This window comes from Streptomyces decoyicus, assembly GCF_019880305.1.
GTDB classification, from domain to species: Bacteria; Actinomycetota; Actinomycetes; order Streptomycetales; family Streptomycetaceae; genus Streptomyces; species Streptomyces decoyicus.
The window spans coordinates 839,884-864,011 of record NZ_CP082301.1; the positions used below are offsets into that span (position 1 = coordinate 839,884).

22 protein-coding genes are annotated in these 24,128 nt (G+C 71.2%); 7 read left to right on the forward strand and 15 right to left on the reverse strand.

The window, feature by feature from the left end; genetic code table 11:
- Nucleotides 1–78 precede the first annotated feature (78 nt).
- The 7 genes from K7C20_RS03480 to K7C20_RS03510 all read right to left on the reverse strand — a co-directional run bounded on the left by K7C20_RS03480 (nt 79) and on the right by K7C20_RS03510 (nt 8,093).
- Entirely contained in the window at nt 79–1,386 is a 1,308-nt protein-coding gene (locus tag K7C20_RS03480; RefSeq protein ID WP_030084737.1) for a benzoate/H(+) symporter BenE family transporter, read from the reverse strand.
- Nucleotides 1,383–2,585 carry a trans-sulfuration enzyme family protein gene (locus K7C20_RS03485; RefSeq protein WP_030084745.1) on the reverse strand — a complete coding sequence of 401 codons (1,203 nt, stop codon included), beginning with the start codon at nt 2,583–2,585 and terminating at the stop codon, nt 1,383–1,385. Before K7C20_RS03485 ends, K7C20_RS03480 begins: the two co-directional genes overlap by 4 nt.
- On the reverse strand, nt 2,582–4,432 hold the full coding sequence (locus tag K7C20_RS03490; RefSeq protein WP_245171070.1) for an FAD/NAD(P)-binding protein: 1,851 nt from the start codon (nt 4,430–4,432) through the stop codon (nt 2,582–2,584). Before K7C20_RS03490 ends, K7C20_RS03485 begins: the two co-directional genes overlap by 4 nt.
- Nucleotides 4,429–5,430 (reverse strand): 2,3-diaminopropionate biosynthesis protein SbnB, encoded by a 1,002-nt coding sequence (gene sbnB, locus K7C20_RS03495; protein ID WP_030084749.1) that lies wholly within the window; start codon nt 5,428–5,430, stop codon nt 4,429–4,431. The genes K7C20_RS03490 and sbnB overlap by 4 nt, the downstream gene beginning before the upstream one ends.
- A 15-nt stretch (nt 5,431–5,445) precedes the next feature.
- Nucleotides 5,446–6,393, reverse strand: a complete 948-nt coding sequence (gene sbnA / locus K7C20_RS03500; protein ID WP_048829841.1) for a 2,3-diaminopropionate biosynthesis protein SbnA — start codon at nt 6,391–6,393, stop codon at nt 5,446–5,448.
- 467 nt (nt 6,394–6,860) lie between these two features.
- Complete coding sequence (locus K7C20_RS03505) at nt 6,861–7,319, reverse strand: hypothetical protein (RefSeq protein ID WP_063781274.1); 459 nt, start codon at nt 7,317–7,319, stop codon at nt 6,861–6,863.
- A 147-nt stretch (nt 7,320–7,466) separates the two neighbouring features.
- Nucleotides 7,467–8,093, reverse strand: coding sequence for a TetR/AcrR family transcriptional regulator (locus K7C20_RS03510; protein WP_053209067.1), 627 nt, complete (start codon nt 8,091–8,093; stop codon nt 7,467–7,469).
- Nucleotides 8,094–8,203: 110 nt separating this feature from the next.
- Between K7C20_RS03510 and K7C20_RS03515 the strand changes: the two genes are divergently transcribed.
- The 3 genes from K7C20_RS03515 to K7C20_RS03525 all read left to right on the forward strand — a co-directional run bounded on the left by K7C20_RS03515 (nt 8,204) and on the right by K7C20_RS03525 (nt 10,647).
- Nucleotides 8,204–9,397 carry a cytochrome P450 gene (locus K7C20_RS03515; protein WP_030083162.1) on the forward strand — a complete coding sequence of 398 codons (1,194 nt, stop codon included), beginning with the start codon at nt 8,204–8,206 and terminating at the stop codon, nt 9,395–9,397.
- Nucleotides 9,398–9,401: 4 nt separating this feature from the next.
- A complete protein-coding gene (locus tag K7C20_RS03520; protein WP_030083164.1) occupies nt 9,402–9,617 on the forward strand; it encodes a ferredoxin in 216 nt (71 codons plus the stop codon).
- Nucleotides 9,618–9,891: 274 nt separating this feature from the next.
- Complete coding sequence (locus K7C20_RS03525) at nt 9,892–10,647, forward strand: hypothetical protein (RefSeq protein ID WP_030083167.1); 756 nt, start codon at nt 9,892–9,894, stop codon at nt 10,645–10,647.
- Between the two features lie 213 nt (nt 10,648–10,860).
- On the opposite strand, the gene K7C20_RS03530 is transcribed toward K7C20_RS03525, so the two are convergent.
- Nucleotides 10,861–11,151, reverse strand: a complete 291-nt coding sequence (locus K7C20_RS03530) for a zf-HC2 domain-containing protein (RefSeq protein WP_030083169.1) — start codon at nt 11,149–11,151, stop codon at nt 10,861–10,863.
- A 49-nt stretch (nt 11,152–11,200) separates the two neighbouring features.
- Between K7C20_RS03530 and K7C20_RS03535 the strand changes: the two genes are divergently transcribed.
- Entirely contained in the window at nt 11,201–11,794 is a 594-nt protein-coding gene (locus K7C20_RS03535; RefSeq protein WP_053209068.1) for a sigma-70 family RNA polymerase sigma factor, read from the forward strand.
- A gap of 82 nt (nt 11,795–11,876) precedes the next feature.
- Here K7C20_RS03535 and K7C20_RS03540 read toward each other — a convergent pair whose 3' ends face one another.
- On the reverse strand, nt 11,877–12,188 hold the full coding sequence (locus tag K7C20_RS03540; RefSeq protein ID WP_052414329.1) for a copper chaperone PCu(A)C: 312 nt from the start codon (nt 12,186–12,188) through the stop codon (nt 11,877–11,879).
- A gap of 505 nt (nt 12,189–12,693) precedes the next feature.
- On the opposite strand from K7C20_RS03540, the gene K7C20_RS03545 reads away from it, so the two are divergent.
- Nucleotides 12,694–13,491, forward strand: a complete 798-nt coding sequence (locus tag K7C20_RS03545; RefSeq protein ID WP_150127198.1) for a GAF domain-containing protein — start codon at nt 12,694–12,696, stop codon at nt 13,489–13,491.
- A gap of 24 nt (nt 13,492–13,515) precedes the next feature.
- Entirely contained in the window at nt 13,516–13,890 is a 375-nt protein-coding gene (locus K7C20_RS03550; protein WP_150127199.1) for a hypothetical protein, read from the forward strand.
- A gap of 57 nt (nt 13,891–13,947) precedes the next feature.
- On the opposite strand, the gene K7C20_RS03555 is transcribed toward K7C20_RS03550, so the two are convergent.
- The 5 genes from K7C20_RS03555 to K7C20_RS03575 form a co-directional block, all read right to left on the reverse strand.
- A complete protein-coding gene (locus tag K7C20_RS03555; RefSeq protein WP_053209069.1) occupies nt 13,948–14,406 on the reverse strand; it encodes a cyclic nucleotide-binding domain-containing protein in 459 nt (152 codons plus the stop codon).
- A 99-nt stretch (nt 14,407–14,505) separates the two neighbouring features.
- On the reverse strand, nt 14,506–17,400 hold the full coding sequence (locus K7C20_RS03560) for an NHLP bacteriocin export ABC transporter permease/ATPase subunit (RefSeq protein ID WP_053209070.1): 2,895 nt from the start codon (nt 17,398–17,400) through the stop codon (nt 14,506–14,508).
- A 1-nt stretch (nt 17,401) separates the two neighbouring features.
- Nucleotides 17,402–19,690 (reverse strand): NHLP family bacteriocin export ABC transporter peptidase/permease/ATPase subunit, encoded by a 2,289-nt coding sequence (locus K7C20_RS03565; protein WP_053209071.1) that lies wholly within the window; start codon nt 19,688–19,690, stop codon nt 17,402–17,404.
- Nucleotides 19,687–20,493, reverse strand: coding sequence for an HlyD family efflux transporter periplasmic adaptor subunit (locus K7C20_RS03570; protein WP_053209072.1), 807 nt, complete (start codon nt 20,491–20,493; stop codon nt 19,687–19,689). Before K7C20_RS03570 ends, K7C20_RS03565 begins: the two co-directional genes overlap by 4 nt.
- A gap of 180 nt (nt 20,494–20,673) precedes the next feature.
- A complete protein-coding gene (locus K7C20_RS03575; RefSeq protein WP_030083197.1) occupies nt 20,674–20,901 on the reverse strand; it encodes a hypothetical protein in 228 nt (75 codons plus the stop codon).
- Between the two features lie 756 nt (nt 20,902–21,657).
- On the opposite strand from K7C20_RS03575, the gene K7C20_RS03580 reads away from it, so the two are divergent.
- Nucleotides 21,658–22,689, forward strand: a complete 1,032-nt coding sequence (locus tag K7C20_RS03580) for a PHP domain-containing protein (RefSeq protein WP_030083198.1) — start codon at nt 21,658–21,660, stop codon at nt 22,687–22,689.
- A gap of 8 nt (nt 22,690–22,697) precedes the next feature.
- Here the strand turns inward: K7C20_RS03580 and K7C20_RS03585 are convergent, their stop codons facing one another.
- A complete protein-coding gene (locus K7C20_RS03585) occupies nt 22,698–24,059 on the reverse strand; it encodes a chloride channel protein (RefSeq protein ID WP_030083200.1) in 1,362 nt (453 codons plus the stop codon).
- Nucleotides 24,060–24,128 lie beyond the last annotated feature (69 nt).

The following is a 24,128-nucleotide window of genomic DNA, read 5'->3' on the forward strand; positions in this document are numbered from 1 at the left end:
CCGGACACGCAAAGGTGCCCGGCAGCGCGGCCTCGGTGCCGCCGTGGCCGCCGCGGGAGAACGGACCGACCGCTCAGATCACGAGGCGGGTTCCGTGGACGTACGGCGCCAGCGGGTCAGGACGAGGTGGGCGATGACCCCGAAGAGCAGGCCCCAGAAGGCGGATCCGATGCCGAAGAGGGTGACGCCGGACGCGGTGGCGAGGAAGGTGATCAGGGCCGCCTCGCGGTCCTTCTCCTCCTTCACCGCTCCGGTCAGGCCGCCGGCCAGGGCGCCGAACAGCGCGACTCCGGCGACCGCCGCCACCAGTTCCTTGGGCAGGCCCGCGAAGAGCACCACCAGCGTGGAGCCGAACGCCCCGATGAGGAGGTAGAACGCACCGCAGGAGACTCCCGCCACGTACCGGCGCCGCGGGTCGCGGTGGGACTCGGGGCCGGTGCAGATCGCGGCGGTGATCGCCGCGAGGTTGATGGCGTGGGAGCCGAACGGGGCCAGGAGCGTGGAGACCAGGCCCGTGGAACCGATCAGGAGGCGGTCCTTGGGCTGGTAGCCGGATGCGGTGAGCACGGCCATGCCCGGTGCGTTCTGCGAGGCGAGCGTCGCCAGGATCATCGGTACCGCGATGCCGATGAGGGAGGCGAGCGAGAACTCCGGGGTCGTCAGCACCGGCTTGGCCAGTTCGATCCGGTCCAGGTGGATGTCCAGCCGGGAGCTGACCGCGCTGGCCGCGACGCCCGCCGCCAGGGCGACCAGCACGGCGTACCGCGGCAGCCACCGTTTCCCCAGGAGGTAGGCGAGCAGCACCGAACCGGCGATGAGCGGTGCGGTCTTGAGGGAGGTGAAGACTCCTGTGCCGAAGGAGAACAGGATGCCGGCGAGCATGGCGGAGACGACGGCGGTGGGCACCTGCCGCATCAGCCACCCGAACACCCCGGTCAGGCCGACCAGGGTGATCACCAGTCCGGTGATGAGGAACGCGCCGATGGCTTCGGCGTAGGAGTAGGCGCCCAGGCTCGTGACCAGCAGGGCGGCGCCCGGTGTCGACCATGCGGTGATCACCGGCATCTTGGTGCGCAGGCTCAGTGCGATGCAGGTCAGGCCGCTGCCGATGGAGATGGCCCATACCCATGAGCTGGTCTGGGCGGTGTCCAGATGTCCGGCGGAAGCCGCCGCGAGCACGATGACGAGCGGGCCCGAGTAGGACACGACGACGGCGACGAAACCCGCGAGCACGGCGGACAGTGAGGCGTCGCGCATGAAGCCGGGCCGGCGCCCCGGCCCGGCGGCCGGGGGCTCGACGGCGCCCTCCGGCACCGCGGCGCCCGCCGGCGGGGAGGAGTCCGGCGGTGCGGCGTCGGGGTGAGGAGTGGGGGTCTTGGAACTCAACGGTCTTCCTTAGCGGCCTTTTCAAGGGCCTGTTCGAGGTCGGCGACGAGGTCTGCGGGGCTCTCCAGACCTATGGACAGGCGCAGCATGTCCTTCGGCGAGGTACTACCCGGCCCTTCGAAGGTGTAGCGGTGTTCGATCAGGCTCTCCACGCCGCCCAACGAGGTGGCACGGATGAAGAGTTCGCAGTGGTTCGCGGTCCGCAGGGACTGCTGCCATGCACCGTCGACGTGCAGGGAGAGCATGCCACTGAATCCCCCGGTCATCTGGCGGGCGGCGATCTCGTGGCCGGGGTCGGCGGCCAGGCCCGGGTAGGCGACGCGCCGGATGAGGGGGTGCTGCGCGAAGTGCTCGGCCACCGCCATCGCGGTGGCGGAGATCTGGCGCATACGGGGGAAGAGCGTGCGGATGCCCCGCATGAGGAGGTAGGTCTCCAGCGGGCCCAGTATCGGTCCGGTCAGCCGGCGGTGCAGCTGGAGCCGCTCCCAGATCGCGTCCCTGGCCTCCGTGCTCTCCGGCGCCTTGACGAGCAGTCCGGCGACGACATCCGTATGGCCGTTGAGGTACTTGGTGCCCGAATGCATGATCAGGTCGGCGCCGAGCGCGAACGGCTTGGAGTGCACCGGGGTGGGGACGGTGTTGTCGACGCCGAACAGGGCACCGGCCCCGTGTGCGATCTCGGCACAGGCGGCGATATCGGTGACCGTCCAGGTGGGGTTCGCCGGGGACTCCGCCCACACCAGTGCGGTCGGGGCGGCGGTCACGGCGGCGGCCACCGCGTCCAGGTCGTTCATCGGTACCTGCACGACCTCCAGACCGCGCTGGGGGCCGAACTCCCTGAGCCACTTGGTGAGTCCGAAGTACATGGTCTGCGGAACCACCACCCGTGCACCGGCGGGCAGTACCTGGAAGACGGAGGTGGCGGCCGCCATACCGGACGAGAAGACGAGCGCGTCCGAGCCGCCCTCCAGTCCCGCCACGACGTTCTCGACCTGCTCGTACCCCGGTGTTCCCTGATCCCGCAGGTACGCCAGACCGGCGGGCGCACGGTACTCGTTGTCGCGCGCGTAGGTCGCTCCCAGTCCGATGGGGGGCGGCACGGCGCCCGTGGTCGGACAGCGCCAGCCGTCGCCCTGCGCGGCGCGCGTCTCGGGCCGGTACTCCTGCGTCCACGGGGTGAAGGTCTCGCTGTTGTTCATCGCTTCCTCGTCATCAGTGCCGGCAGAGCTGTGCCCAGGGCGAGTTCCGCGTCCAGCAGCGCACGGGAGGGCACGCCGGGCGAGGGCACATAGTGGTTGTAGTAACTGGATCCCTCGGTGTGCGGGCCGAGGAAGAACAGGTGCGGCTGCGGGGTGCCCGTGCGGTCGACGCCCTGGCCCCGGCGGGTGACATCGAGGCCGGGCACCGTGGCCCCGCGGTGGGCGAGGGTGCGGAGGCGGCCCGCGGTGACGAGCGCGCCGAGCAGGGACCCGGGCGCACGGTCCGCGCCGGGTTCGGCCACATGCGCCTGCACCACGTGGTCGGCCTCCATCCGCAACGGCTGGGACAGGCAGGTGGATTCCAGCCGCCAGGGGCCCGCTCCGGCCGGTGCGACGATCTTCGGCTGCGGGCCGGGGCCGAGCCGGACGATCCCCGCGTCGATCAGGGAGAGCAGCTCTGCCGACCGGTCGAGCTGAGGGCCGATCACCAGCCGGTTCACCAGCGGGGCGAACTCCCCGAAGAACGTGGCCAAGGACGCGTCGTCGACGCCCGGCGCGTCGATGACCGCCCGCAGGACATCGCGGTGGTCGCGGAGGACCTCCAGGGCCTCCTTCAACGGGCTCACACCGAGGCCGTCCCGGGCCTCGGCCAGATCGGCACCGACCTCGGCGGTGAACCAGTCGAGGTAGGCCTCGTACCCCGGCCACCGCCGGTCCGCGAGGTCCGCTGACAGGATCGCCGGCACCGGGGTGGGCCCGAACTGTGCACGCAGCTCAGCCAGTACCCGCTCGTGGCCCGCCCCGGCGCAGCGCCGGGTGAGCTCCCGCCCAGCGCCCAGGGCGTCGCCCGTCTCCCGGGCCAGCACGGTGCGGTAGTAGGCGAGTTCCATCTCGGCCTCGATGAGCGGCAGGACATTGTCGGTGAAGCGGAGCCGCCGGTCCGCATGGCGGGCACGGATCGTGTCGAGACGGTCCGTGGTCAGTGCCAGCGGTGCGCAGCGCACCCGTCCCGGGTGGAGGCGGGGGCGGCTGCGCGAGGGCATCCCGGACCGGTTGGTGAGCACGATCGACGGCTCCCGGCCGCTGGGCAGATAGCGCATGCCGTGCTCGTCCGTCGTGTGCTTGCCGCCGCGGCCGAGCGTCAGCGTGGCGATGACGTCCATGGCGGTCAGCCCCATGCCGAGGACGGCCACGCGTTCGCCCGGCCCGATGCTGTCGAGTGCCGCGGGCAACGGGTAGGGGCGGGTGACCAGTCGTGGGTCGGGTGCGGGTGCCGCGGGCCGGTAGAGCGTGTGGTGCCCGACGGTCACGAACACGACGTCCGCGGCGATCCGGCTGCCGTCGGCGAGGACCACCGTCTCGGTGTCCGACGTACCGGGGAGGATGTCGACGGCCGTCGTACGGTGCCGGACCAGTGTGAGGCTCTCGGGCGCCGCGGCGGCGATCTCCTCCGCCGCCCAGACGAGATATTCGCTCAGGAGTCTGCGCGGCAGGAAGTCGTTCGGCTGGATCTCCCGGCCTTCTCCCGCGCGCACGGTGTAGCCGTCGTCCGCCAGCCGCAGGTCGCGGCGCCGGCACCAGGCGTGGAGCGAGGGACCGGGCAGCGGTACGGGCCCGTCCACCATCTCCGCGTCGGCAAAGGCCGTCAACTGTGCGCAGACGGTGTTGAGCAGGAGGTGGTCGGGCTGGCCGGGCAGGTGGAATCCGGCGCCGAAGGGCTGTGGGTCGATGAGGTGGACGGTGAGCGGGTCCGGGCGGTCCAGGCAGTGGGCGACCAGCCGTTCGAAGACGCCCAGACCGCGCGATCCGGCACCCACGATCGCAACGGAGCGGGGTATGTGGTTCACCACCGGCGGGTCTCCCCGAAGAAGTTGGGCACCTCGATGGCGGTGCCGTCCTTACGGGCCTCGCCGAGGACGAACGCCCCGACGGCCAGGTCGAGCACGCCCAGGCCGAACGGCGAGAAGATCACCGGGCGGTCCGGGGAGAGCGTCACCTCGCCGTTCAAGACGCCGGCGAGGGTTCCGTTCACGAACTCACGGGAGCCCGAGCGCTGCTCGGCGAGGTGCGGTGACGTCTGCGCCTTGAGGCAGTGGTCGATGTCGTCGAGGACGTTGTCCGCCGCGAGGACCACTTCCGGGGCGAGGTCACGCAGGGAGACGTGGAGAACGACCTGGCCGGGCTTGAACGGCGTGCTGACGTAGGGCTCCAGCGCGGTCGTGGCGAACACGACGGTGTCCGCCCGCAGCGCGGCATCGAGATCGGCGGTGAAGACGGCCGGGCAGTTCTGGGTGGTGCGCACGTGGTCGGCCAGGGCCTGTCCGGACGCCTCGTCGAGATCGTGGACGAGGTACGAGTCCGGGACGCAGCCCGCGACGGCAAGGTAGTCGCAGATGTTGCGCGCGATGACTCCGCCGCCCACGACGGCGATCCGGGTCCCCTCGAAGCCGTCCGGGCGGAGCGCGGTCGCCGCGACGGCCGCGGAGGCGGCGGTGCGTGCCGAGCTGATGCTCGCGGCTTCCAGACAGGCGATCGGATACCCGGTCTCGTAGTCGTTCAGAAGGAGAACGGCCGATGCCCGCGGGGCTCCGATGCGTGTGTTGCCCGGGAAGCTCGCGATCCACTTGATACCGGCCAACTGAACATCGGCGCCCAGAAAGGCGGGCAGCGCAATGATCCGGGAATCCGGCTTCTCCGGGAAGCGGAGGAAGTAGCTGTCCGGATTGATGGAATCTCCGGACTCATGCGCCTGATAGGCGCTGCGCACAATACCGAGAACGTCTGCGCGCTTGTCGTCGAGGACGTGACGAACCGTCTCTCCGGCAACTATATCGAAGTTGAACATAAAGCTTCCCCCTTCTCAGGCAGGTGCCTGAGACATCTGCCGACCGGATATGTCGGGCCAGCGTTCCGCCACCCATGCGTCGTTGTAGATGGTCTCCAGATAGCGATCGCCGAAGTCCGGTGAAATCGCCACCACGACGCTGCCGTCCGGGATGTTCTTTGCCGCATCCTGCACGGCGGACAGAACCGTTCCGGTCGACCCTCCCAGGAGCAGTCCGCGTTCTTCGGCCAGCATCCTGCACATCTCGACGGAATCCGATTCGGGAATGAGCACCACATCGTCGATATTCCGCGTGTCCAGTATTTCCGGACGCCTGCTCGTTCCCAGGCCCGGAATGTGACGGCGGGCGGCCGGCCCGCCGAAGGTCACGGAGCCCGCGGCGTCCACCGCGATGATCCGGGTGGCGGGGCTGTGCCGGCGGAGGTACTCCGCGCAGCCCATCAGCGTTCCCGTCGTCCCGGCCCCGATGAACGCGTAGTCGATATGACCGATCTCCTCCAGGATCGCCCGGCCGGTGCGGTCCCGGTGCGCCTGCGGCCCGGCCGGGTTGGCGTACTGGTTCAGCCAGTGGAGATCGGGATCGCGGCGCAGGCGCTCACCGATGTAATCGATGCGCGATTGCAGATAGCCACCGTGGGCGTCCCGGACGTCGATGACCACCACTTCGGCGCCGAGGACCTCCATCAGGCGCCTCGACTGGACATTGGCGTTGGGATCCGTGACACAGGTCAGTGGGTAGCCCTTTGCCGCGCACACCATCGCCAGGGCGACGCCGAGGTTCCCCGACGTCGACTCGATCAGCCGGGTCCGCGGAAAGCCGCGACCGGAATCCTCGGCCGCCGCTACCAGCGCGACGGCGGTCTTCAGCTTTACCGAACCGGCAGGATTGAGACCTTCCAGTTTGAGGAAGACTGAACTCCCAGGCACCAGTTGGTCGAGCCGGATGAAGAGATCATCCAGCACCAGATCATAAACTTCTTCCGCTATCACCAGAATCCAAACCGTTGAAAATGGGCAGCGCAAAGCTGCGCACCCGCAGCAGCGAGATCACCCATGGGCTTGTCGGTCGGCGCACGGGTCAGGTGCGCACTACGCAGAAGGGACCCTTCCCCCCGTCCCCCAGTGGCCGCAAATCCCCCATTCGCGATGCGACAGGGCAATCCTGCCACTTCGCAAGCCCCATGACAACGATTTACCTGACTCCAAAAAACGTTGAAGGGTGAGCTGCGGTGGGGGCGGCCCGCGGAATGCAAGGCTCCTTTTATCCGGGCAGCCCGGCCGACAGCGCGGACGTGCGGCCTTTCCGGCGGCCCGCCCGGCCCGCCCGCCCCGCAGAAGAGCCCACCGGCCCGCGCGACCCGGAACGCGGCACGGCATGCGAAGGGCCCGGGATCGCCATCCCGGGCCCCTGCGTGACTACCTGACGGGTCCTAGAGGAGCCCGAGCAGCCCGAGGCCGAGCAGCCCGTCCCTGCCCAGGCCGGAGCCGTCGCGGCCGGAGCCGTCGCGGCCGAAGCCGTCGCGGGCGTTGCCGTCGCGGCCCAGTCCGTCGCGCCCGAAGCCGTCGCGCTCGTATCCGCTGTCACGGCCGTCGCGCCCGAAGCCGTCGCGGCGGCTGCTGTCACGGCCGAAGCCGTCGTAGCCGTCGTGGCCGCCGTGTCCGAAGCGACCGTGGTGGTGGCCGTGGTGACGGTTGTGGTGACGGTTGTGGTGTCGGTTGTGGTACCGGTCGCCGTAGTGGCCCCTGTCACAGTGGTGCGAGTAGCACTTGGCGCTGTGCGAGGTGTTGGGGACCGGGGTTGCGGCGGTGGCGGCGCCTGCCGTCGGCACCACCAGGGCAGCCGCGGCCAGGCCGGCCACTGCAAGGCCGCGAGGGATCGAACGGAGCATGTTCCCACCTTCACTCGACTCTGCAGAAAATGAATATTCTCTGCAAAATCGACAATAAGCGGGGTTTTGTCCATCGACTTGCGACCCGCCGCAGAGTCACTGGAACGCAGCACGGACCGCAACAGTCCACGCCGTGGCCTCGCCGGTTCACTCCGGAATACCACCGCTTCCCCCGTCGGACTTCCCGTCCTGAGGCAGGCTCTCCAACAGACCTCCCAGGGCGCCCACGACGAGCCTGCACACCGTGTCCGGATCGGCGCTCGCCAGCGGCTCCTTGCCGACCACCACACGCATCAGGCCGATTCCCAGCAGCCAGGACAGTGCCAGATCGCCGCGCAGGCTCCCGGTGTCGGACTCGGAGAGCGTGGCGAGCACCGCCGCGTACTCCTCCCCCAGCCCCCGTAGCGCATCCGCAATCTCGTCGCTGCCGCCGATGGAGCGCAGACACACCTCCAGCGAGCGGTCGGCGCCCTCCCCGCCGCCGGCCAGCATGCCGCGCAGCGCCACCTCGAACAGCCGCTCGGCGGGAGTGGTACGCAGCTGCTCCTGGCCGCCACGCGCCATCACCTCGCCGAACAGGGCCTTCTTCGACCCGAAGTACCGGAACAGCAGGGCCTGATTGGCTCCGGCGCGGGCGGCGATGTCGCGCACCGTCGCCCGTTCGTAGCCACGCTCGGCGAACAACTCCGAGGCGGCATCGAGCAACCGCAGCCGGGTGCCCTGTGCGTCCCGGCGGTAGGTGCTCGCCGCGCCGTGCTGCGGGGACTCCGCCATCGCCGCTCCTCTCCGTTGGCCCGTCACGGTGACGGCCAGCATGCATCGTTGACCGCCCCGACGGGGCGGCCTACCTTATGTAAGCAGGTGCTTACACAAGGGAGGTCACCATGACCACAGCCGACACAGCACCCCTCTCCTACCCCTTCAATATCCCCGAGAGCCTTGAGCTTTCCGACGAGTACGAGCAGGCCCGCAACCGTCCCGGGCTGCTGAAGGTGCGGATGACCTACGGCGAGCCCGCCTGGCTCGTCACCCGGTACGCCGAGGCCCGGTTCGTCCTCGGCGACCAGCGCTTCAGCCGCGCCGCGGGCGCCCTGCACGACGAGCCCCGGCAGTCCGAAGGGCGCCGCGACAGCGGCATCCTGGGCATGGACCCGCCCGATCACACCCGGCTGCGCACGCTGGTGGCCAAGGCGTTCACCGTCCGCCAGGTCGAGAAGCTCAGGCCGCAGGTCAAGCAGCTGGCCAACGAGCTGCTCGACGAGTTGGCGGCAGCCGGCCCGCCCGCCGACCTGGTGGACCGTTACGCGCTGCCCATCCCCGTCGCCGTGATCTGCCGGCTGCTCGGTGTGCCGGCCGAGGACCGGCCGCGGTTCCGGGTGTGGAGCGATGCCGCGCTGTCGACAAGTTCCCTGACCGCGGCGGAATTCGACGCCAATCTTGCAGAACTCCGCTCCTATATGGCGCAGTTGATCGACGAGCACCGGCGCGCCCCGCAGGACGATCTGATGACGGCGCTCATCGACGCCCGGGATGTCGACGACCGGCTCTCCGAGCTCGAACTCGTCGACCTGTGCGTCGGGGTTCTGGTCGCCGGGCACGAGACCACCGCCACACAGATCCCCAACTTCGTGCTGGCGCTGCTGGATCACCCGGGCCAGCTCGCCCTGCTGCGCGCCCAGCCGGAGCTGATCAACGGGGCGGTGGAGGAGTTGCTGCGGTTCGTACCGCTGGGCAGTGGCGCGAGCCAGCCCCGTTATGCGACGGAGGACGTCGAGGTCGGCGGGACGCTGGTGCGGGCCGGCACCCCGGTCCTGGTGGCGGTGGGCGCCGCCAACCGGGATGCGCTGCGTTTCGACTCACCGGGGACGCTGGACATCTCCCGGGGCGGGAACAACCAGCACCTCGGGTTCGGCCACGGTGTCCATCACTGTCTGGGCGCGCCGCTGGCCCGTCTGGAGCTTCAGGAGGCCCTCATCGCCCTGATCACCCGGTTCCCTGAACTGCGGCTGGCCGGCGATGTGGTGTGGAAGAGCCAGATGCTGGTGCGCGGTCCGCGGGTCATGCCGGTGGGGTGGTGAGCTGATGACCTGGAAGGTGGAGATAGACCCGCAGCAGTGCATGGCCTCGGGATCCTGCGCCGCCATCGCACCCGATCTGTTCGTCCTGGACGGTGAGCATGCCCGTCCGCTGAAGGAACGGATCGACGAGGACGAGCGTGCCTTGGACGCCGCCGATGTCTGCCCGGCCGTCGCCATCACCGTCCGGGACGGTGCGGAGATCGTCGGGCCCCGGCCCTGAGGCCCGGCTCTCGGGCCCCGCTCCGGTGACCGGGTCCGCGGTTCGGTGAAAGTAGGGCCCGGCAGCGGCTGACGGGGTGTGGCGGGTGACCGACCGCGCCCCGTTTGCTGCTGGATGAGGGCTGCTGACGTCCCTGGCGGGCCATCGGGAGGGCCGGGCCGAGAGTTCGGACCGGGGTCGCATCCGCTCCGTGCGGGCCCGCCGGCCGGCCGATGTAGCAGGTCGGGGCCCCTGTCGTTCCGCCGGAGAGCCGGGGTGCAACGATGGGCCTGTCATGGATGCGGGGCAGGTTCTCAGGGGGCTACGGGCCGCGGTGTTCGCGGCGGTCTGTGTGCTGCTCGCCGCGCTGGGGCACATGGTGATGTCGGATGCCGTGATACCCGCGTGGATGCTGCTCGTCGCCGGGGTGGGGACCGCGGCCGGTGCCTGGTGCTGTGCGGGCCGGGAACGCGGGCCGCTGGTGGTGGGGTTGCTGACCGTCGGTACCCAGGCGGCCCTGCACACTGCCTTCTCTTTCGGCCAGGCCATCTCCCATACCGCGGGGGGCGGGCGTGCGCTCGCGCAGCAGTGGTCGCAGGCCTGGCTGTGCGGCGCACAGGGGACGCGGCTCTCCGGCCATGACAGCGCACAGCTGCTGCATCTGGTGCGTCAACAGATGACGGCCATGTCCTCGATGGATCATGCGAGCCGGATGCCGGACATGCACGGCATGGAGCACATGGGCAGCATGGCCCCCGCGGATCCGATGCCGGGGATGCACGGCAGTGCGATCGGCATGCTGGCGGCCCACCTGCTGGTCGCACTGCTCAGTGCGGGGTGGCTGTGGGGCGGCGAGCGGGCGGCGTTCCGGCTCGTACGGAGCCTGTCGGCCCGGCTGTTCGCGCCGTTGGTGCTGGTCCTGCGGGTCCTGTTGCCCGAGCCGCGCCCCGCCGTCCGCGCCGCCCGTCAGGAGCCGCGGCGTGTGATGCGGCTGCTGCTGGCGCATACGAGGTCGTTGCGGGGTCCGCCGCATGAGCCGGCTGTCGGCTGACAGCACGGTCGAATTCCCGAGCCGGCGGACGGCCGGGCGCCGAGCGCGCCCGCAGACGTCCCGGCTTCGACATCACCGGTCCCGCCGCGCGCGGCGACCGGATCATGCGAAGGACTCCAGATGATGTTTCCTGTCCGGATGCCGGTGGCGCTGCTGCCCGCATCCGCTCCCGGCGCCCCGGCCGAGGAGCGCGGGCGCCCCCGGGCCGCCGCGTCAGCCGGCCCGTGTGCCGCCGTGGTCCGTCGTACCGGGAGACACCGCTCCCGGCACTGCGGAGGCCGACCGCAGCCGGGCGAGCAGCGCATCGGCGGCCGCCGGGTCGTCTTCGCGGTGTGCGGTGGCGCGGCCGAGGCCGGCCGTCAGGGTCCGTGCCTGCGCGTCCCATCGCCGGCAGTCCCGGCAGCCGGTGAGGTGGTCGTCGAGCCGGCGGGGGGTGAGCCCGGCGGGCAGTTCCTCGCCGTCGAGGCGGGCGGAGAGTGCCGTACGGATGCGCGAGCAGAGCATGCGGCCATCCTCCCCGACGCGCGGGTGTGCGGCGAGGGGCGGTCGCACGATGCGGGATGACGAGGCGGTGACGGGCTGGGCGCTGGCCGCCCGTAGCGGGGACGAGCGGGCCGTGGAGCAGTTCGTGCGGGCCACCCAGCTCGATGTGCGGCGCTATGTGACGCATCTCAGCGGCGATCCGCAGGCGGCCGACGACCTGGTGCAGGACACCTACGTCCGGGCGTTGCGCAGTCTGCCGCGGTTCGAGGGCCGGTCGTCGGCACGGACCTGGCTGCTGACCATCGCCCGGCGGGTGGTGGCGGACCGTATCCGGTCCCATGCGGTGCGGCCGCTGCTGGCCGCGACGGACGACTGGCAGACGGCCGCGGAGCGGATGCAGCCGCGGGGTGTGCCGGGGTTCGACGAGGGCGTCGCGCTGGCCGAACTGCTGGCGGCGCTGGCGCCGCAGCGGCGGGAGGCGTTTGTGCTCACGCAGTTGCTGGGGCTTCCGTACGCGGCGGCGGCCGGGGTGATGGGCTGCCCCGTGGGGACCGTGCGCTCCCGGGTGGCGCGCGCCCGGGAGACGCTGGTCGCACGGCTGGCGGAGGCGGAGCGCCTCGAACCGGCCGAGGAGCCGCGCGCTTTCGCGGGTGCCGTGGCCTGACGGGCCGCACGCGGGAGGCGACGGGGCTCATGGGCGGGCGAGGGCCGGCCCATGGGCCCCTGGGGTGTCCGGCGCGGCGGGGTCACCCGCCGGGACGTACCGCCCGTGCGCCCACGGTCCGCGACGGGCTGCCGCGGAAGTGCAGTGTGAAGGTGAGCCGGTCGCCGGGCGCGAGGCGTGGCGGTGGGCTGACCATGACGTCCGGGGTGGTCGGCGTCATGGTCAGCGCGCCGCCGGCCGGGATGGTGGCGGCGCGGACCATCGCCATGCTCCGGGCGTTGTGGCCGATGTCGACGGTGCGGCTGAGCCTCGCGCGATGGCCGGTGGGGCCGGTGACGCCGGTCAGGACGTCATCGGCGCCGCCAATGTTGCGGAGGGTGAAGAGCGGGCGCATCCGCGGCGGGCGAGCCGCAGACGCTGCCCGGCACAGGTAGTCGGCCGGGTACCGGGGGCGGTTCCAGGGCGGCGGGTCCTTTTCCGCCGGAGGGGCCGGCGGCGCCTCTGGGCCGCCAGTTCGCTTGGTTCGAAGCAGTCCCCCAGCACCCCGGTCGGATGACGCAGCCGGCGGGCGGCAGGCTCCGCCCGGGTCCGCTCCAGCTCCGTCGGCCGGGGCAGCAGCCGGGCCGCGACGGCTCGGTCGAGGACGGGGGTGCCGAGGTCGGCCAGCGCCTTGTGGCGGGCCAGACGCGCCGCGACGGGTTCGTCCGCGCGGCCGCGTACCGCCGGGGTCCGGTACGAGCCGGTACCTCGCCCTCAACTCACCTACAGCGCGGGAACTTTGGTGCGGGAGCCGGCGTCTGTCCAAGGTGGGTGCGAGTCCGTTCAGCGGACCCGTGCCCGGCCACTCTTCACCACAACGGACACGACGGGGCAGGATGGGCTGGCTTCGCAGATACGGGTTGAAGCTCTTTTTGCTGAGCTGCTCCAGCGCACTCGCCGCTGGGGTGTTCGTGGCCTCGGTACTGGCCGGGGACCAGCAAGACAGGAACCACGAGAGCATCCTCCGGGTCGGTGCCGTACTCGCCGTGGCCGTCGTCCTCGTGACGGCCAGTGAAACCGCCCTGAACGAACGGGAGAAGGAGCGCGCCCGGAAAGAAGCGGGGCGTGCGGCGGCCGCCCTGGCCCTCACGTATCACTCGACGCTCGCCCCGCTCTCCGAGGCACTGGCGACGCTCTCCCAGGAGTACGCGGCGGCCTACTCCGGGACAGGAGCCACGCCCCCTGCCGGTCTCGCGAGCACACAAGCCGCGCAGTCCGCGGTGATCCGCAGGACCGTCCTTGTCGGCGCCGCCGTCCTGACCGCCGAGCCGGACCCCGCCTCCCACCTCCCGAGGGCCCGGTGTGCGTTCTACCGCCTCGCCGACCGCGCCCGGCACGAGTTCACGCTGGAGGACTGGGCCGGCGCCCCGCCCACACCACGCCCGATCATCGACGGCGCGGCCGGCAGCCATTTTCTCCACGACATCCTGGAGCGCGGGGCGCCGTACCATGTCGGCAAGGGGACCCGCCTCGTGAGCAAGGTCGATCAGTTCAGTACGACATACCGGTCCGTCATCGCCGTACCGGTGGTGGCGGGCAGCCGGGAATTCGGTGTTCTCGCCGTCGACGCGCCCGGTGACAGCGATCTCCAGGACATCCATGTCGACCTCATGAAATCCCTGGCCGGATTTCTGGGCGCAGCGCTGGCACTTGCGTAGCGGGCCACAGGAGGGAGACGCGACATGAGGCGCGGCATGATGAATCTCCGCTTCCCACGCCGCAGACGGGGCCGCCGTGGAGCGGAGCCGGACTTCGTCGAAGGCATGAACCACGTCGAGGAGACCTACGCCATGACGTACGCGCGGGAGGCGTACGAGCGGGCCGGACATGCGGATTTCGACCGGCGGGTGGCCGCGGCGACCGGTTCGTTCGGGTGGCGGAACGTCAATCTGCTCGTCCTGTCCGTCGCCTGCCTCGCCGTGGCACTGCTGACCGGCCTCCACCATCTCGGCTGGTGGGCGTACCCGCTCGGCGGGGCCGGGGTGCTGTGCGCCGGGCTGGTACTCCTGCGCTGGCGTCTGTCACGACGGGCCCCCGGGCGCGGTCGCGCCTCCTAAGGGCCGGGCGGTGCTCAGCGCCTGTCGGGCACCCCGTACCGGGTCGGGAGACGGCGCTCACGGGTCGAGGCCGCTGCCCTGGGGGCCGTACAGATCCAGCAGGCGGATGCGGGTGCCGTGCAGCCGCTCGGCCACCGTCTCGGCAACATAGCGGTACATCGCCCGGCCCACGACGGGATCGGACTCGCACAACGCGCGGACCACGCCGGCGTCGAACTCCACGGCCTCCACGGGGCCCACGGTCTCCGCTCCCAGGTGCCACAGGTAGGGCGGGAACAGCCAGGACCAGCCGAGCAGTTCGTCGCGGCCGAGGGTTTCGACGATCGCCGCCCGGCGCCCCGGCACGCGCTGGTCGAGCGCGATCTGCCCGCTGCGGATGATCCAGAAGCGGTCCGCCCGCCGGCCCTCCTCGAAGAGGCGGGTGCCACGCGGCATCGACACCTCGACGGCCAGGTCGGTCAGCTGCCGGCGCCGGTCGGGCGGCATCGCATGGAACAGGTGTCTGATGGTGGCCATCGCATCCTCCGCTCGCTGCCTGCACGATATGCGGTGCTTCGCGGGGATGACGGGAAGGCTCGACCGGCCGGGGAGGCGGCGGACCGGGGTCCGGCGGGCTCAGGCCAGCTGACGTCGCACCAGATCGTGCAGCCGGCCGCCCGTGTCGGCGAGCAGCTCGGCCGGCGGGCCCTGCTCGACGATCCGGCCCTCCGCCATGACGATCACCCGGTCGGCGTCCATGACCGTGGACAGCCGGTGGGCGATCACCAGACGGCTGGCACTGAGCTGTCGGGTGCTGTCGCTGACGATGCGCTGGGTCTCGTTGTCCAGGGCGCTGGTGGCCTCGTCGAAGAACAGGATCCGCGGGCGGCGGACCAGTGCCTGGGCGATCATCAGCCGCTGCCGCTGACCGCCGGAGATGGCCCCACCGCCGGAGATCATGGTGTGCAGTCCCATCGGCATCCGCTTGATGTCCTCGGCCAGGCCCGCCATCTCGGCAGCCGCCCAGGCCTCTTCCTGGGTGAAGGACTCGGCACCGCAGATGCAGTCCAGGATCGATCCGGTGAGCGGCTGCGCGTTCTGGAGGACGACGCCGCACTGGCGGCGCACCGCCGCCTGGTCCAGGGCGGCCAGGTCCTGGCCGTCGTAGAGCACATTGCCCGAGGAGGGCTTGTCGAAGCCGATGAGGAGCCGGAGCAGGGTCGACTTGCCGCAGCCGCTCGGGCCGACGACGGCCACGAACTCGCCGGGCTCGACCCGCAGCGAGACCTCGTCGAGGACCAGCGGGCCGTCGTCGGTGTAGCGGAAGGACAGCTTCTTGGCTTCGATGCCGCCGGACAGGGCGCCGGGCTGGGCGCTGGCGCCGCGCACTTCGGGCTTCTCGTCCAGCACCGGCTGGATCTGCTCGAACATCGGCAGCGCGGCGGCGGCCGAGACGAAGGCGCCGGTGATCTGGGTGACCGAGGTCAGGAGCATGGTCACCGAGGTGTTGAAGGTGAGGAACGAGCCGGCCGACATGCTGCCGCGGGCCGGTCCGGCCAGCAGCATGAACATGGCGAGCGAGCAGAGCGGCAGATAGACCGCGTTGAGCACGGTGGTCAGGTTCTTGATCCGGCCGGCCTTCTGCTGGAGTTCGCGGGAGCGGGCGAACTCACGGGCCCAGGCGGCGTACGCAAAGCTCTCGGCCGCGGCGACCCGCAGCTTGGGCAGCCCGCGCAGGGTCTGGAACGCCTGGTTGTTGAGCTTGTTGCCGAGCTTGACCAGGCGTCGCTGCCAGCGCAGCTCCCACAGGCCCATGGCGAGGAACACCGCACCGATGACGAGCAGCATGGCGACGGCCGCCAGTGCCAGCGGCACGCTGTAGACGAGCAACAGCACGAGGTTCATCGCGCCGACCGTGGTGGCCTGCACGGCCACCGGGCCGAGTCCGGAGAGCACCCGCCGGATGGCGCTGATGCCCATCGCCGCGCTGGCCAGCTCTCCGGTGGAGCGTTCGGTGAAGAACTTGGTCGGCAGCCGCAACAGCCTGTCCCACACGGCCGGCTGCAACGCGCTCTCGATCCGGCCCTCCATCCGCAGCACGGTGAGGTTCTGCAACAGCATGAAGGCGGCGGAGACGACGCTGGTGATGATGACGGCCAGGGAGACCTGGACGATCAGGCTCTTGTCGGCGCTCGGGACGTACACCCCGAGCACCTTGCCGGTCGCGATGGGCACGAGGGCGCCGAGACCGACCGTCACCAGTCCGGCGAGGGCCAGATTGCGCAGGTCCAGCCGTGTGCCGCGCAGGCTGAAGCGCATCAGGCGCCACATGTTCATGGGCCGCTCCGGCAGCGGACGGTAGAACATGACGGCGCGCGGTTCGAGTTCGTCGGCGTTGTCCTTGCCGATGCGCATCCGCAGCCCGGAGGCCGGGTTGACCGCCTCGTAGCGGCCGCGGCGCCACAGCAGCGCCACGGGGGCACCGGACTTGGCGCGGTGGCCCACCAGGGGGCCGGTGTCGGTCCGCCACCAGCGGCCCTGGAGCCGGACGGCGCGGGTGCGGATCCGCGAGCTGACCGCGATCCGTTCGACCGGGGTGATGCGGTCGTTGGCGGCGGCGCCCTTCGGCGGCTCGGTGAGCGTGATCCCGGCCGCCTCCGCGACCGTGCGGCAGACCGCGAAGGTGGCGTCGTCGCCGGCCCGGTCCATCCCGGTGCCGCCCCGGCCGGCCCGGTCCTGGCGGCCGATGGAGGCGATCAGCGCCTGGTCGGCCCGCTCGCGGACGGTCTCGCCCGCCTTGATGCCGGCCGCCGTACGGTCCTCGTGAGCGCGTTCCAGGTGCTCGATCCAGCGGTCGACGGCGGACAGCAGCCGGTACTGCTGATTGACCATCTGCTGCCACAGCTCGGGGTCCACCAGCAGATCGCCGGCCGCCTCCGCACTGTAGGAGGCGCCGTACTGCACGCTGCCGGGCGGCACCGGCATCCACAGGATGTCGTCGTCGGCCACCGCCTCGTCGGCGGGCCTGCCGTCGAGCGGTGCCTCGAACAGCACGCCCAGGCTGCGGGCCGTGCCCAGCGCAAAGGCGTGCTCCAGCGCGGAGGGTGCCTCGCGCTGGCCGCCGTACGCGGGGTCGTGGCCGTAGCCGCCCTGGGTGCCGTACTGCGGGTAGGAACCGGTGTCCCACTGCTCGCCGTACTCGTACCGGGGCAGCTCGCGCAGCGGGATCCGGCGCAGTCGGCAGTCCTGTGACGGCCGGCCGAGCAGGGTGTGCTGCGGGCCCGCGACCGGGCCGAGCAGCAGGGTGCCCGCTTCGAGCCGGCCGAGGAAGTGCCAGTGCCCTTCCTGGGCGACGTCGACCGCGAAGAGGTCGAGCCACCCGCCGGTGACGAGCCACAGCACATGCGGGCCCTCCAGGGGCACGTTGCGCAGTCCGGTGCAGTCGACGGGGGTGCCGACGCCGCCCAGCGCCTGCGTCACCGCGTCGGTGTAGCCCGGTCCCACGAGCGCGGGCGGGGGTACGGATGACACGTCAGTGCTCCTTGACCAGCTCGGCGTACGGGCCCCCGGCGGCGACCAGGTCCTCGTGCCGGCCGCGTTCGACAACCACGCCGTGGTCGAGGACGACGATCTCGTCACTGTCGCGGACCGTGCTCAGCCGGTGGGCGATGACGACGCAGGCGCAGCCGCGCCGCCGCAGGTTGTCCATGATGGTCTGTTCGGTCCGGGCGTCCAGTGCGCTGGTGACCTCGTCGAGGACCAGGATGCTGGGGCGCCGGACCAGTGCGCGGGCGATCTCCAGCCGCTGCCGCTGCCCGCCGGAGAAGTTGCGGCCGTCCTGCTCGACCCGGCTGTAGATGCCGTCGGGGCGGCGGACGATCACATCGTCGTAGAGTGCGGCGTCCTGGAGGGCGGTAATGACCGCGTCGTCCGGTATCGAGGGGTCCCACAGCGCCACGTTGTCGCGGACCGTGCCCTCGAAGAGGAAGATGTCCTGGTCGACAAAGGACACGGAGGCGGCCAGCGCACTGCGGGAGAGGTCCTCCAGCCGCTGTCCGTCGATGCGGATGGTGCCTTCCCAGGGGCTGTAGAGGCCGGAGATCAGCCGGGAGACGGTGGACTTGCCGCTGCCGGATCCGCCGACGAGGGCGACCTGCCGGCCGGGGCCGACGGCCAGCGAGAAGCCGGTGAGCAGCGGTTTGTCCAGCGGGCTGTAGCCGAAGGTGATGCCCTCCAGCGTCACATGGCCCTTGAGCCTGCGGGTGTCGGCGTCCGGCTCGGGACGCGAGTAGAGGGTGTCGACGGGGAAGCTCTCGACGTCCTTGAGACGGGCCACGTCGGCGGCGAAGTCCTGGATGCGGCCGGCCACTCCGTTGAGCCGGGTGATGGGTGCGGTGAAGCGGGTCACCAGCGCCTGGAAGGCGACCAGCAGACCGATGGAGATATGGCCCTCGACCGCCCGCAGTCCGCCGATCCACAGGATCAGTGCGCTGTTGAGCGTGGCCAGGGTGGGCGCGACGACGGCCAGCGCGGCGCTGGGCACACCGAGGCGCTGCTGCACCTCCAGCGTGGTGGCGTGCTGGCCGGCCCAGCGGCGGAAGTAGCCGTTCTCCCCGCCGGTGGCCTTCATCGTCTCGATGAGCTGGAGACCGGTGTAGGAGGTGTTGGTGAGCCGGGCCGTGTCGGCGCGCAGCTTCTGGGTGTGGGTGGACCGCAGCCGGATCACGATCCGCATGGCGACGACGTTGAGCAGGGCGATGCCCACGCCGATGACCGTCAGTTGCGGGTCGTAGGTCCACAGCAGGACGGCGTAGAGGATGACCACGATCCCGTCCACCCCCGCGGCGGCGAGGTCGCGCGCCAGGGTTTCGGCCACCGCGTCGTTGGACTGGAGCCGCTGGACCAGGTCGGCCGGGCTGCGCTGGGCGAAGAAGGTGACCGGGAGTCTGAGCAGATGGCGCAGGAACCGGGCGCTGGTCAGGGTGGAGGAGATGATGCGGCCGCGCAGCAGATTCGCCTGTTGCAGACCGGTCAGTACGGCGGTCAGCGCCACCATCGCGGCCATCGACGCGAAGAGCGGCCCCAGCAGCGAGGTCTGGTTGCCGATCAGGAACATGTCGATGTACGTACGGCTCAGCGCGGGCACCGCCGCGCCGACCGCGACCAGCAGCAGGCTGGCGAGCAGCGCGGCCAGCAGGGTGCCGGTGGTGCCGCGCATCCGGGCGGGCACCGCGCCGAGGACGCCGGGCTTGCGGCCGCCCTTGCGGAAGTCCTCGCCCGGCTCGAAGACCAGGGCGACACCGGTGAAGCTGGTGTCGAAGTCCTCCATCGCCACGAAGCGGCGGCCCTTGTCGGGGTCGTTGATGCGCACGCCGCGGCGGCCGAAGCGGCGGCAGGGGCCGTCGTAGACGACGTAGTGGTTGAACTCCCAGAACAGAATGGCCGGCGCCTGCACTTCGGCGAGCGCGGCCGGTTCCATCTGCATGCCCTTGGCCTGGAGCCCGTAACTGCGGGCGGCCTTGAGCAGGTTGCTGGCGCGCGAGCCGTCGCGGGAGACCCCGCAGGCGATCCGCAGCTCCTCCAGCGGCACATGCCGTCCGTAGTGGGCGAGCACCATGGCCAGCGAGGCGGCGCCGCATTCCACGGCCTCCATCTGGAGGATGGTGGGGGTGCGTACGGACTTCGTCTTCTTGGGCTTCGGAGCGGGCGGCGCGGCGCGGCGGGTACGGCGCGCGCCGGGTGCGGGCTCCGGGCGGTGCCGGCCGCGCCCGGGAGGCGGCAGCTGCTGCTGCGGGGCTGCGGAGTCGTGGGGTGCGGTCACGGCAGCAGCCAATCGATCGGGTGCTGCGCGGCCAGGTGGACGGCGCCACTGGCCGGCGTCATGGAGTCGATCTTGTACGGCGGGCCGCCGGAGGTCGACCAGGCGTAGCCGGACCCACTGTGCGGGGCGGGGTCGAGCTGCACCAGGACGGCGAGGGGCTGGCCGTGCTGCGAGAACTGCTCGCCGAGCTGGCTGTTGCCCAGGTAGGCGCCGATCCGCTGGCGGGTCTGCGCGGTCCTGCCGACGGCCTTGACCCGCCCGCGCAGTACGCCGTACTGCTGGCTGGGCACGGACTGGACGGTGAGGTCGACGGCCGCGCCGACGGGGACGGAGGCGCCGCTCTCGGCCGGTACGTACAGCGTCGCCGTCAGGGGGTCGCCGGGGTGGGCGACGCGCTCCACGGAGGCCACATCCGCACCGGTGGTGACGACGGAGCCGATCGTGGCGACCATGGTGGTCAGCCGGCCGGCGGCGAGTGTGCGGACGACGGTGGCGCCCCGGGCGGTGCGGAGCTTCAGAACGGGGGTGTTGGCGGCCACCCGCTTGCCTTCTTCGGCGAGCACGGCGGTGACCTGGCCCGCGACGGGGCTCTGCAGGACATAGCTGCCCTGGCCGTGGGTGAGGATTCCGGGTGCGTTGAGGGTGGACGACACGGTGCCGGTCACCGCCCATACGGACGCGGCGATCACGAACAGGACCGTGACGGTCAGCACGAGCCAGCCCCGGGGGCGGGCGAAGCGCACCGGCAGATCGATTTCCTCGGGCGACTGCAGCTTGGAAAGGGCCTGTTGGCGGAACTGCACGACACTCTTCCCTCAACTGCAATGGTCTGTGTCAGACGGGTGGCGGCCGGGCGCCCCGGTCCCGGGCTGAGCCAGGGATCCGGGGCACTCGGCCCGGCATGTCGGCAAGGAGGGGGCGCCGACCTGCCGTTGTCACCGTTCAAAGCCGGCTGTACCGCTCAGCGGCACAGAGGATTCGACTCAGAGACCGGAGACCAGGCCCGTGGCGGTGCCGACGACGCCCGAGGCGTTGAGGCCGGTGGCGCCGTCGACCAGGCCGGTGGCGGTGCCCACGGCGCCCGAGACCGGGGCGATCGAGTCAACGGTGTTGGCGGCGGTGCCGACCGCGCCGTTGAGGAGGCCACCGGACACGTTGTCCAGGTCGGCGTCGGAGATTTCCTGGGTCTGAACCTGGGGGGTGGAGTTCATGATGTTTCCCTTCGGATGAATATCTCGAAAAAGCTGCGCCCGAACCGTCCGGTGGGGTGGCCCGGCCGCTGCTGCGGCAGTCCGGTACCCGAAATCGGGAACCGATGGTGTGACTTCCGCGGTGCGAAGGATCAAAGCATGCGGGCGCGTGGTGCTGCTAATCCGAGAACCGCTGATCCGGACCCCAACGCCCCCCTGAATTCCCTGAAGTGCACGCATGTCCATGACTTGGTGGCAGCTTCTTCACACCTTCTCCAGTTTCACTTCCGACCCACCGGTAACCCCTCGTTCGACGAACAGGACATTCCCACACCAAACCGCTGACGTGCAGGTCAGCGTGGGGATGGGTCACTGAAGAGCGGGTGCCGACTGCGCATTCGGTGTGCAGATTCTTTGAAGACTCCCAATTTTTACGGCACCCGAGGACAGCACGGTCGCGGAACTCCGGCGCCGGCCTCCGACGAACCGCTCCGAATGTTGCACGGGCATGAAATGTGCCCGATTCGCCCGGAGTTCAGGGGCGGCATCGGGCGTGTTGAACGTATTGAACGGAATCATCAGAACTATCCGTACGCCATTCCCATGGAAACGGATCGAGTAGCCGGAGAACGGACATAGGCGTATAACAGCGGGCCTTCGGACCCGTCGGTAATGGGCGATTCGCGACGGCGGCACCGACACCCCGGTGGCAGCCGCCCACGGCGTGCGGCACCGTGAAAGGACGCTGCGGGGCCGCGCCCCGGAAAGGAGCCGTCCGTGGACCCCGTCGAGGCGCTGGAGCGGATCGCCTTTCTGCTGGAGCGGCAGGGGGCGGCGACGTATCGCGTCCGGGCGTTCCGTACGGCCGCGACGGTGATCGGGGCCATGTCCCCCGACGAGGTGGGCCGGCGCGCCCGGGACGGCTCGCTGGGGCGGGTCAAAGGGCTGGGGCCCAAGACCACCCGCGTCGTGGAGGAGGCGCTCGCGGGCGTACGGCCCGCCTATCTGTCACCTCTGGAGGAGGAGGCGGGCGGCCCGCTGGTCGACGGGGAGCGGGGGCAGCGGCTGCGGCGGGCGCTGCGCGGCGACTGCCATCTGCACTCGGACTGGTCGGACGGGGGCAGCCCGGTCGAGACGATGGCCCGCACCGCCCGCGACCTGGGCCACGCATGGTGTGTGCTGACCGACCACTCCCCCAGGCTCACCGTCGCCCGCGGGCTGACCGCCGAACGGCTGCGGCGGCAGCTGTCGCTGGTGGCGGAGGTGAACCAGCTGCTGGCGCCGTTCCGGCTGCTGACCGGGATCGAGTGCGACATCCTCGACGACGGCTCCCTCGACCAGGAGCCGGAGCTGCTGGACCAGTTGGACGTGGTGGTCGCCTCGGTGCACTCCAAACTGCGGATGGACAAGGCGCCGATGACCCGGCGGCTGCTGGCCGCGGTCCGCAATCCGCTCGTGGACGTGCTCGGTCACTGCACCGGCCGGCAGATCACCGGCAAGCTGCGCCCGGAGTCGCAGTTCGACGCCGCGGAGGTGTTCGCGGCCTGCGCCGAGCACCACACCGCCGTCGAGATCAACTGCCGCCCCGACCGCTTGGACCCCCCGCGCCGGCTGCTCCGCCAGGCGCTGGAGGCCGGGACCCTCTTCTCCATCGACAGCGACGCCCATGCGCCGGGCCAGCTGGACTGGCAGATCTACGGCTGTGCCCGCGCCGAGGAGTGCGGCGTCGCCGCCGACCGGGTCATCAACACCTGGACCGAGCGCCAGTTGGCCGCCTGGACCCGGACGGGCCGGACTCCGCGCCGCTGAACGGGCCGTCAGGCGGCCTGCGGCGCGGCCGCGGGGGGCGCGGCCGGAGCGGTGGCCGGGGTGAGCCGCAGCGCCACGACATAGGCGACGACCACGGCGACGATCACCAACGGCATCACGGTCAGACCGCTGCTCCCCAGCAGCAGGGTGGCCAGCAGCACCGAGATCATCGGCAGCCGGAGCATGGCCACACACATGGCGCCGACGCCCATCGCAAAGGCCGGGGTGAGCGACAGGCCGGGCAGATGGGACAGCACCACGCCACCCGCCGCACCGAGGAACAGCGCGGGGAAGATGGGGCCGCCCCGGAAGGCGCTCAACGAGGCGCAGTACGCCAGGCCCTTGCACAGGATGAGCAGCAGCAGCGTCGCCACCGAGTAGCCGGCGCTGTCCCGGAACAGCGACCCCAGCGCCGACTGGCCCGAGTAGAGCATCTCGGTGGCGGGCTTGCCGGTGGCCGTGGCGAACGCCACCGCCAGTGCCCCCACCACCAGGCCCATCACCATCGTGGCCGGTACGCGGTGCCGGACGACATGTCCCTTGAGGAACCGCGAGAGCCACCGCACGCCTGCCGCGAGGAACGCGGCAGCAAGCCCGATGACCAACGCCCAGCCGAATTCCGAAACCGTCGGCTCCGCGGCCTTGGGGATGTCGTGCAGCGCGAGGGAGTACGTACCGAGACCGGTCCAGTCGCCCAGCCCGGTGAAGACCAGGGCACCGATGCCGGACGCGAGCAGGCCGGGGACCAGCAGCATCCCGAGCATCGGGCCGCCCAGCCCCGACACCTCCATCAGGAGGAACGCGCCCAGGAGCGGCGAGCCGAGCAGCGCACTGACCGCGGCGAAGCTGCCGGCGGCGCCCACCGCCGCGACGGCCTGGGAGGTCATGCCCCGGCTCAGCAGCCGTGCGGCGCCCGCGGCCAGCCCGCCGCCGAGGGCGATGAGCGGCGCCTCGGGGCCGAGCACCGCACCGAAGCTGAGGGAGGCCAGGGCCGCGAGCGCGACACCGGGAAGCGTGGAGAGCGGGGGCGCGCCCCTGAGCGCCAGCCCGTCGGCCGGCTCATGGCCGCCGTGGCCCGGCAGGTAACGGACGGTCAGGCCGACCAGGAGACCGGCCACCACGAGCATCGGGACCGGCCACCAGATCGGTGTGCCGGCAAAGCCCAGCACCCGCGGCAGGTCCTTGTAGATCAGCGGTTCCAGCTCGTGGACCAGCGCGAGAAAGCCGAACGCGACGGCACAGACCGGGAAGCCGACCAGCGCCGCCACCAGCAGGAGCTTCAGATACCCACGGGTGCGCACCAGCGCGTACGGATCCTCGGGCACCGTGGCCGACGCCTTGTCCACCGGACCGGCCGGGCCGACCGACATGCGCACCGCCTCCCTTGCCGCCGCCCTGCCGACCCTGCCATGACCGGCCCTGCCCGTCATGCCGGGCGG